The sequence below is a fragment of the Sulfuricurvum sp. genome, from assembly GCF_023229695.1.
GTDB lineage: Bacteria > Campylobacterota > Campylobacteria > Campylobacterales > Sulfurimonadaceae > Sulfuricurvum.
In genome coordinates this window covers 1-8,803 of record NZ_JALNYS010000011.1, presented here as the reverse complement: position 1 = coordinate 8,803, position 8,803 = coordinate 1, and the positions used below count along the sequence as shown (strand labels likewise).

Sequence of the window (8,803 nt, the reverse complement as noted above, 5' to 3'; positions counted from 1 at the left end):
GTACCGATCCGGCATTGATCATGACGTGCGCCCTCAGCGGTATTGCGTCTCAGAGGATTCGTGAACGCAGCGGCTACCAAAGCGGTACGATCCAAAGCCTGCTGGTGAAATTCGAATCCCACGACACAATGCCCTACCGGGTGGTCTTGATCGACGAAGCGTCGATGATCAATTCCATCCTCTTCGCACGGCTGATGGCCAAAATAGAGGGGGATGCCGTCGTCATTATCGTCGGAGATGATGCGCAGCTCCCCCCCATCGGTGCGGGAAATCCTCTCACCGATGCGATTGCATTGAATCTGGCACCGACCGTCATGCTGACACAAATTTACCGCCAAAGTGCCGATCAAGCCATTGCCCTCATCGCCAACGATGTCCGGCGCGGTATTATCCCCTCCTACCGTGAATCGTATGAAGATTTTACCTTTATCCCCGTCGAACTCTCCAACCGTCACGCTCTCAAACAAAGCCTCACCAGCAACGAATTCGACGAAGCGATTCAAACCCTTTCCCATAATATTCTTGCCAAAATCGCCGAAGTGACTCTCGCAGAACTCCCTGCATCACGCGAAAAACTCCAGACCAAACAGATCCGCGAATACCTCAGCGCCTTTCAGGTGATCTCGCCGATGCGGGCATATACGCTTGGGGTTGAGAACCTCAATCTCCTGTTGCAAGATTATTTCAATCCAAATCCGAAAAAAAAGATCAAAACGCTGCACGGAGAACTCCGACTGATGGACAAGGTGGTCCACACCAAGAATGAGAATATTCTCTCCTATACCCCTGAAGAGTTCAAAGAGGGGAATAAACCGAGCGAACGGCGGATATTCAACGGGATGTGCGGGCTTGTGTTCCGAATCGAGGAAGAAGAAGAACTCGCCTATGTCTATTACCCCAACGAAGAGCTCATCGTCCAATACAAATATGAGGAGATCAGTACGCTATTGAGCCTCTCTTATGCCCTGAGCGTTCACAAAGTACAGGGGATGGAGTACGATACCGTTGTCGTCGTCATGAGCTTTTCCCACCGCATCATGCTGGGAACCAAACTTCTCTATACCGCTCTCACCCGTGCCAAAGGGCACTGCATCTTCATTGGTGAGACGGGGGCATTTGAATCTGCATGCCGGCGGTTGGAACAATCCAAACGGATCACCGTCATGCAAGAATTATCACACTAACTGATGTTACGCACTTTCCGGGCAAAGCCCGTAAAGTGGCGGGGACGGCCCAGCCGGCACTTCGTGCATCGGCCGGGTTCCAAAGCTAAAAAAGCCAAGCAGTTGGCTTTTTTGACGCTTTTCACCCCTGCACCCCCCTGAAGCTACCCGCATCTGTCAAATGCGGGAGATTACTAACCTTTTCGCACGTGTTTAGACAAGGTGCGTAAGGTCAGACACTAATAGATAAATTTTTTACGACTCGCTTCATCGACTAACCGCTTCGCCAGCATCGAAACTTCAATGGCAACTTTGTCCGTCTCTTCGGCTGCATGAGCATTGTCCTGAGAAAGCTTATCCAATCCTATAATGGATGTGCTGACATGTTCAATAGCCAGAATCTGTTCTTTGAGCATATCGGTCATATCGTGGATTGTTTGTACCAACCCATTGGTACTGACATCCACTTCAGTGAGACTTTTTTGAGTCCGTTCGGCAAGTTTACGGACTTCATCCGCAACAACGGCAAATCCACGACCATGTTCTCCGGCTCGCGCCGCTTCGATCGCAGCGTTAAGCGCCAACAGATTGGTTTGATCTGCTATATCTTTAATGATTTCGATAACCCCCTTGATCGTATTCGATTGGGCAATCATCATATCTGCCGACATTCCAACCGTCTGCATCGCTTTGGCCATCTGTTCCATCGATACGGCGGTCTCTTCCAGTGATACCGCCTGGCTAGCACTCGCTCCACCAAGCCGCTCGACACTCTCCTTCAGAATAATCGATGAATCCGATAACATTTGCCCATTTGAAAGATTAAGGGAAAGCATCGAAGACATTTCACTTCCAAGATTGTTCACACCGTTAATCATATTGGCCATTTCATGGTGCAACTCTCCGAGTTCAACCTGAACACTAAAATCGTTAGCGGTATAAGCTTTTAACCCAGCCAACACTTTCTGAATATTCATATTGAGCCCGACAAGCATCTCATTGAGGACATCTTTAAGCCTGATAAGCTGTGGGTTATTCGGAACTGCGGTGATTGAGCATGTCAACTCCCCCCGTTTGACACGGTTAGCAATCTCGACCGCATCAAGAACTGCCTGTTCATCATGCATCAATCCCTTTTCAATGACGGCAATGCTTTCATTGATCACTTTTGCCATCCGGGCAAATTCATCGTTTCCATTCTCATTCAAAGGCTTAATTTCACGTGTCTTGCTATTCAGAAAATCAAAAAAATTGAAGAGTCCGTTTTGAAAATCTTCAAGCGAAACAGAGATCTTCCGGGCAAAGAAGTACGCGATAAACGCACCTCCACCCATTGCGGCCAATGTAATAATCCAATTGATTATATTCGCTATTGTCTGGGCCGATTCAACACGCTCTTTGGCTTCAAACGTATTTTGGTCAATGTTTTTTTCAATTGTTTTAAGCGCGGTGAGAATCTCCTCTGCCGCCTTCATAGAGACCGCATAGTTAATTTTCCCGCTTTGATCAATCATTGCCAGTGTTTTAACGGTCCGTTCATCTTTTTCACTCTTGTTCAAAAGAGTGATCTTATAACTCTGTACATCGATTGACTCTTGGATAGTCAGCTTGAATGCTTCGCTTTTTTTCTGCGCTGAAACAACCTCTTTTAAAACCTCTTGATCGACACTCGGTACCTTGTTTTCAACATCCCCCTTTTCCAAAAAAACAAGATTTTTGATTACCGCATCCAGATTTTGCTGTATTTGCTCAACAATCTGCGGTTCAGGCCGGGTTGAAAGCTGATACCCTTTCAGATTCGACAGGGAGCGCTCCATGCTAAGGATCGCTCCGGAAATTGCTTTGAGCTGCGGGAGACTCTTTTTAATGACACTGTCTGTGCCGTTTTGAATCACAGCACCCGATATTTTCCCAATTATTCCGCCAAGGACGGCAAGGAGTGCAACCGCAAAAAAACCGATATACAATCTTTGTTTAACACTCATGGCACTTTCTCCATTTTTCGATTATTTGTTTGTAAACGTCTGATCAATGTATTCCACTATCAGCTTGATGGTCGTATCGTCGTAAAGAACGTGCCATGCTCCCATATCGTCTTTACCGGCTCCCCAGCGGTTTGCTCCGTATTTAATGACTAAAAATTTCTGCTCTTTGGTTAAAAGGGTTTTATTTAGATTGTACGGAAAAAGGGATTCAGTCGGGATGGTCGTTGCTATCCCCTTGCCGTCACCTTTCTCACCATGGCAAAACAGACATCGCAACGAATAAATTTTTCTCCCTACACGAACCGTATTCGCTTTTTGTTCATCCTCAAGCGGTTTGGTCTGTGCGTACAGATTCTGAGCTTCAAGAAAGCTCTTTTTATTGACTTTTTCCGACAAAAAGAGGGCGATTGCTCCGATTTCATCCTCTTTGAGAATATTTTCATAGGCCATCATGATGTCTTTGGATGCACCGAAATGGGCAGCCCCTTTTTGGATAATACGGTGCATCTGTTCTCTGGATAACAGCGATTTTGTCAGATTGCGAGGGGGGATAACCAGGTCTAATCCCTCTCTTGGTTTCCCATCGAGGGTATGACAACCGCTGCAATTGGCATTAAACAACATGGACCCTTTGGCTATGTTCTTATCCTCCGATGCTTGAAGCGATCCACACATCAAGAGCACAGACACTACTGCTGCGGCAATGAGTGTCATCCTTATTCCACAATAATCGTCAGTGCCATCGCCGGATGGATATTGCATCCAACACTGAATTTCCCTTTGGCCTTTAACTTAACCACTTTATCGTCACCCGGGGCTTGCATTCCGATATCAAACGCGATTGCCGCATCGTCGCTGTACGCATTGTGGGCAAAAGGATCTGAATTTTTAAAACGAACGGTATCCCCGACTTTGGCTTTTATGGTATTGGGAGAAAACTGTTTCCCCTTTTGCTCTACAACAAACTCTGCCGCCCACCCTGAGCTGCACAGAAGGAGAATTGATACTAAACTGACCATTTTTTTCATTACGTGTTCCTTATTTTGGGAATTTGGTTGGGATATCGAGTTTCATGGCAGGCGATTCAAGTGTTTTCATGAAATCTGCGAGATACCCGATCTCTTCTCTCGTAAGATCGGCTTTTTTCAATGCCGTGGAAACATTCCGAGCCTGAGGATTTTTACCGCCGCTGCTGCATACCGTGGAGGCTTCTTCAAGTGTTTCAGCACTTCCGTTATGGAAATAGGGAGATGATTTTGTCACGTCACGCAAGGTAGGCGTTTTAGTAGCACCGTAAAAAATCTCCTTACTCTTTACCTTATAGCGTCCCACATCCCCATCATCAAGACCGATATTATGAAAACTTCCGTCCGTAAAGTTGAAGCCGTCGTGGCAGTTGGTACAGCCCCCTTTTCCTTTGAACAGCTCAAACCCTTTTTTGGCATTCTCGCTAATCGCCTTTTTGTCCCCTTTGATAAAACGGTCAAAAGGGGCATTCGATGAGACAACCGTCCGCTCAAACGATGCGATCGCTTTGGCCAGACTCTCTTTTGTCACCCCTTCTCCCGGATACGCTTTTGCGAACAGTTTAACGTATCCCGGAATACCATTAAGCTTAACAATCAGTTCATCAAGCGGCATATTCATCTCTACATCTGCTTGAATCGGGCCTAAAGCCTGCTCTTCGAGTGTTGCGGCACGCCCATCCCAAAACTGCGTCTGTTGATACGCACCGTTTAGGATAGTCGGGGTATTACGCGGTCCCATACGTCCTTCGTGACCTACCGCTTTTGGCAATCCGTCACTCCATCCTTTTTTCGGATCATGACATGTTGCGCATGAAATTTGTTCTGACTTTGACAAACGTACGTCAAAAAAGAGGAGTTTCCCCAACTCTATCCGTTCTTTCGCCATTGCATTATCTGCCGGGAACGGAACATTTGCAGGACGGGTAAAATGGGACGCTTCAGCCGCTGCAAAAACAGATGACCCTACCCCCGCAACCACCATTGCCGTGACAAATGAATAAACCGATTTTTTAAACATAAAAATCCTTTTGTAAATCATTTCATATAAATGATTTTATTTATATATAAGAATACTAAACTATTTTTACCTAAAACAGCTACTTATGTCAAGAAAATGGCTCGATTAGGGTATCAACTTGAGCTAAACGACGAGTGCACCATCAAAAAATAATCACTTATTAGCATGGAAGTATTATTTTGGCAGAAGCTTAAAGAAATACATTATTACGGAAAAAGAGTTACCCTCTAGCGGCAGTCGATCCCCGTAAACTCTTGTTGATATTTTTCACACTCTCGTTTCGGTATTTGTACCATAACGGGGTTTTTTGAGGGATCGAACCATCCCAAAAGCTCTTTCAGAGCGCTCTCCTCCATCGCCGTACATCCGGCGGTGGGACGATGGTCCGGATGATTGAGGTGAATGAAGATACACGATCCTCTCCCTTTTTCCCCTTGTGCGTTATACTCGACAATCGCACCGTTGCGGTAGACTTCATCCGTTCGGCGCATCGTTTCATAGCTTTTCGGAGGGTGGGCAGGATCAAGCACAGCGATTTGGTTGTAACGCTCATCCGAACTCTCGTCGATACAGATCACATTTTCATCGGCATAGACATAGGGCATTGCCGAGTTTGCAGCAAGGTCGGATCCGAATGTCCGGGTAATCGCAAATACCCCTGCAGGACTGCGACCGTCCCCCTCGTATTTGAGAGGATTTTCCCCATCACTCCACCCCAATCCGTTACGTCCGAGGGTGACGGCAACCGCTTCTCCCGTTTTTTGCCATACTCCCTCTTTGCTATAGCGCTGCATTGTTGCCCCGGTACTGTTCATCTCCGGGGCAAGGACCAAAACGAGCTGTTCTGCTCCGAAAACCGATGAAAATAGAATGAATGGGGATAAAAGGGTAAAAAATTTCACCATACAATTGACCTGAACTTAGTTTGTTTTAAAGTTAGGTAGTATAGCATATTGAAAATCGCACGTGAGGGGCATCGATGAATATAACAGTTCGCAAAGCAACCGAGGCAGATATCGATATGATCGCCCAGGCTTTGTTGGAAGGGTCACGGGCCGGCAAAAAGATCGGGTTGTTCGATTTGGTGTTCAATACCTCCGATGAAGCGGCATTGAGTGATTATCTGAAGCGTCTATCCCTTGCGTCCACGAAAAGTTATTGCCATTATTCCAATTTTTCCATCGCGGAAGCAGGGGGAGAGCGTGTCGGTGCACTCTGCGGATACGAGCCGCGAATCGCAACCCATGAAATTTTTTCAAAAGCACTCGAAGAGATCGGTTTTGATGAGAGCTATCACGAACGGATCGCCGCTTATTTACTCTGTGAAGCGGATGTCGACAACCAAACATGGGTCTTGGATTTTATTATGGTCAAAAATCCGTTTAAAAGTTTTGAAATTCTCAAAGAACTGATCGGAAAAAGTATGCTTGCCGCACGGCTTAAAGGGTACCGGAAAGTCCAAACATCCGTTGAGATCGGATCGATAGAGACAGAAATTATTTATAAAAAACTGGGATTTTCCGTCATTGACGAAAAACGGAGCGAATATTATAAAGAACAATTCGGACGTCCCGGCATTATGCGTCTTCAAATGATCCTCTAAAAATATTTTTAACCATTATTGCGAACATTACTACTCCCGCCTCAACTCTTTTGTGAGGGGGTTTCGAAAAGGAATTTCCATCGAATACGGTCTCTTGGGACTCATCCCCCCCCTTATCGCCATTCTCCTCGCCCTCTTCAGCCGATCGGTTTTTATCGCACTCCTGAGTGCGATTACGGTCGGCGAATTCATCATTGCCGGATTTCACCCGTTGGATACCTTTCTACTAATGAGCGAACGGTTTTGGGGGCTCCTGAACGAAGGGTGGGTCCTTAAAACCCTCGCGTTCGCTATGATGGTCGGCTCGGTCATGAGCCTGATCGAACGCAGCGGCGGGGTGAACGGCCTGATTCATGAACTCAGCGTTAAACGCTCCTGGGTTAACTCCAAACGGGGAGCCCTGATGCCAAGCTTCATCGCGGGGATCGTCATCTTTATCGAATCTTCCATCACCTCTCTCGTCGCCGGAGCGATCGGAAGGCCCTTTTGCGACCGCTACGGCATCAGCCGGGCCAAACTCGCTTTTGTCTGCGATTCCACCTCGGCACCCGTCTGTTCGATCATCGCCATCAACGGGTGGGGAGCACTCCTCCTTGGGCTCATCGGAGGACAAATCAGTGCAGGTCTGATTGCCGGAGAAGAGAGCGGCTGGCTCATTCAAGCCATTGCCTATAATTTTTACGCCTACATCGCCCTCCTCGTCACCTTTATCACCATCTGGTATACCATTGATATCGGCCCGATGCGCCATGCCGCTATCACCGAACCTTCCCTGCAATGCCACGATGAGAAAGGCTCCGTCGGCCTCTTCTTGTGGCCTATGGTATGGATGATCGGCGGCGTCATCGTATTTATGCTCATTACCGGCAATGGTAATATTCTCAAAGGCTCCGGTTCTACCTCGATCTTTTACACCCTGATCGTCACCCTCCTCCTCACGTACGGCTATTACCGTTTTCAAAACGTCATGGATACGAAAACTTTTCTCACCGAAACTTTCCGAGGGGCAAAATCAATGGCCCCTATCGCCGCAATCCTCCTCTTTGCCTTCGCGATCGGCGGGGTCAGCTCGGATATGGAGGTGGGGAAATATCTCGCCTCGTTCATCGGTGATTACCTCCCCTCGGCCTATCTGGCGGCAGCGATTTTTCTCCTCGCGGCCCTTATCGCTTTTGCCACCGGAACAAGCTGGGGGACATTTAGTATTATGCTCCCTATTGCTATCCCTCTGGCTGTCGGACTCGATGCCCCCGTAGCCCTTTGCATGGGGGCCGTCATTTCAGGCGGTGTATTCGGAGACCACTGCTCCCCCATCTCTGACACGACCATTATCTCCGCTATGGCAAGCGGATGCGACGTACAAGAACACACCCGCACCCAGCTCCCTTACGCACTGATCTCCGCAGCCATTGCGCTGGTTTTCTTCCTTGGCACCGGAATCTTGATCGCGTAATACTCCGCTAACATTTCGCTAATGCTTTTATGGGATACTACCGTTATCCAAACACAAGGAAATACCATGAAAGCTTTAACCTTTGTTGCTCTTTTGAGCGTAGCCGCCTTTTCAGCCGATTACAGTACGATGACCATGAGCGAGTTGCAAACGATGAGGGGAAGTGTCCCTGAAGCCGATCGCGCCGCTTTTCAAGCGGAGATGCAAAGCCGAGTCCAGGCCATGACGGTTGAAGAGCGTCAGGCATTTAAAGAGCAGATGAAACAAAGCCGCTCAGGTGCTCAGGACGGGAGCGGTTCAAAAAACCAGACCCGTTCCCAAAGCCAGACACAAACTCCGGCGATGCAAACGCAAATGCAAAACCAGTCACGCATGGGCGGCGGCCGTTCACACTAAATAAGTGACCTTACGCATAGTATTGGTTTGAGCCATTCAAAGTTGCCTTTGGCTTCGTCATTCCCGACTCGATCGGGAATCCAGCTCTCTCTTATGGGGATGGATCCCCGGGTCAAGCCCGAGGATGACGGAAAACGAATCGAGTGCGTAACATCAG

General features: G+C 47.7%; 9 protein-coding genes. 4 read left to right on the top strand and 5 right to left on the bottom strand.

Features of this window, described 5'->3' with window-relative positions; all coding sequences use genetic code 11:
- Nucleotides 1-1,184: AAA family ATPase (locus M0P91_RS09040; RefSeq protein ID WP_295066448.1), on the top strand; the 1,184-nt coding region annotated here is incomplete at its 5' end.
- Nucleotides 1,185-1,402: 218 nt separating this feature from the next.
- Here the strand turns inward: M0P91_RS09040 and M0P91_RS09035 are convergent.
- The 5 genes from M0P91_RS09035 to M0P91_RS09015 form a co-directional block, all read right to left on the bottom strand.
- Complete coding sequence (locus M0P91_RS09035) at nucleotides 1,403-1,870, bottom strand: methyl-accepting chemotaxis protein (protein ID WP_295066617.1); 468 nt, start codon at nucleotides 1,868-1,870, stop codon at nucleotides 1,403-1,405.
- 1,299 nt (nucleotides 1,871-3,169) lie between these two features.
- The gene (locus tag M0P91_RS09030) at nucleotides 3,170-3,862 is read right to left on the bottom strand and encodes a c-type cytochrome (RefSeq protein WP_295066447.1); all 693 of its coding nucleotides are present in this window, start codon (nucleotides 3,860-3,862) and stop codon (nucleotides 3,170-3,172) included.
- A gap of 2 nt (nucleotides 3,863-3,864) precedes the next feature.
- Nucleotides 3,865-4,176 carry a plastocyanin/azurin family copper-binding protein gene (locus M0P91_RS09025; protein WP_295066446.1) on the bottom strand — a complete coding sequence of 104 codons (312 nt, stop codon included), beginning with the start codon at nucleotides 4,174-4,176 and terminating at the stop codon, nucleotides 3,865-3,867.
- A gap of 10 nt (nucleotides 4,177-4,186) precedes the next feature.
- Nucleotides 4,187-5,194, bottom strand: coding sequence for a cytochrome c peroxidase (locus tag M0P91_RS09020; protein ID WP_295066445.1), 1,008 nt, complete (start codon nucleotides 5,192-5,194; stop codon nucleotides 4,187-4,189).
- A 227-nt stretch (nucleotides 5,195-5,421) separates the two neighbouring features.
- Nucleotides 5,422-6,099 (bottom strand): L,D-transpeptidase family protein, encoded by a 678-nt coding sequence (locus M0P91_RS09015; protein ID WP_295066444.1) that lies wholly within the window; start codon nucleotides 6,097-6,099, stop codon nucleotides 5,422-5,424.
- Nucleotides 6,100-6,173: 74 nt separating this feature from the next.
- Here M0P91_RS09015 and M0P91_RS09010 point away from each other — a divergent pair, with 74 nt between their 5' ends.
- The 3 genes from M0P91_RS09010 (at nucleotide 6,174) to M0P91_RS09000 (ending at nucleotide 8,646) form a co-directional block, all read left to right on the top strand.
- Entirely contained in the window at nucleotides 6,174-6,797 is a 624-nt protein-coding gene (locus M0P91_RS09010; protein ID WP_295066443.1) for an acyl-CoA acyltransferase, read from the top strand.
- Between the two features lie 52 nt (nucleotides 6,798-6,849).
- Nucleotides 6,850-8,250 carry a Na+/H+ antiporter NhaC family protein gene (locus tag M0P91_RS09005; protein ID WP_295066442.1) on the top strand — a complete coding sequence of 467 codons (1,401 nt, stop codon included), beginning with the start codon at nucleotides 6,850-6,852 and terminating at the stop codon, nucleotides 8,248-8,250.
- Nucleotides 8,251-8,316: 66 nt separating this feature from the next.
- The gene (locus tag M0P91_RS09000; protein ID WP_295066441.1) at nucleotides 8,317-8,646 is read left to right on the top strand and encodes a DUF1104 domain-containing protein; all 330 of its coding nucleotides are present in this window, start codon (nucleotides 8,317-8,319) and stop codon (nucleotides 8,644-8,646) included.
- Nucleotides 8,647-8,803 lie beyond the last annotated feature (157 nt).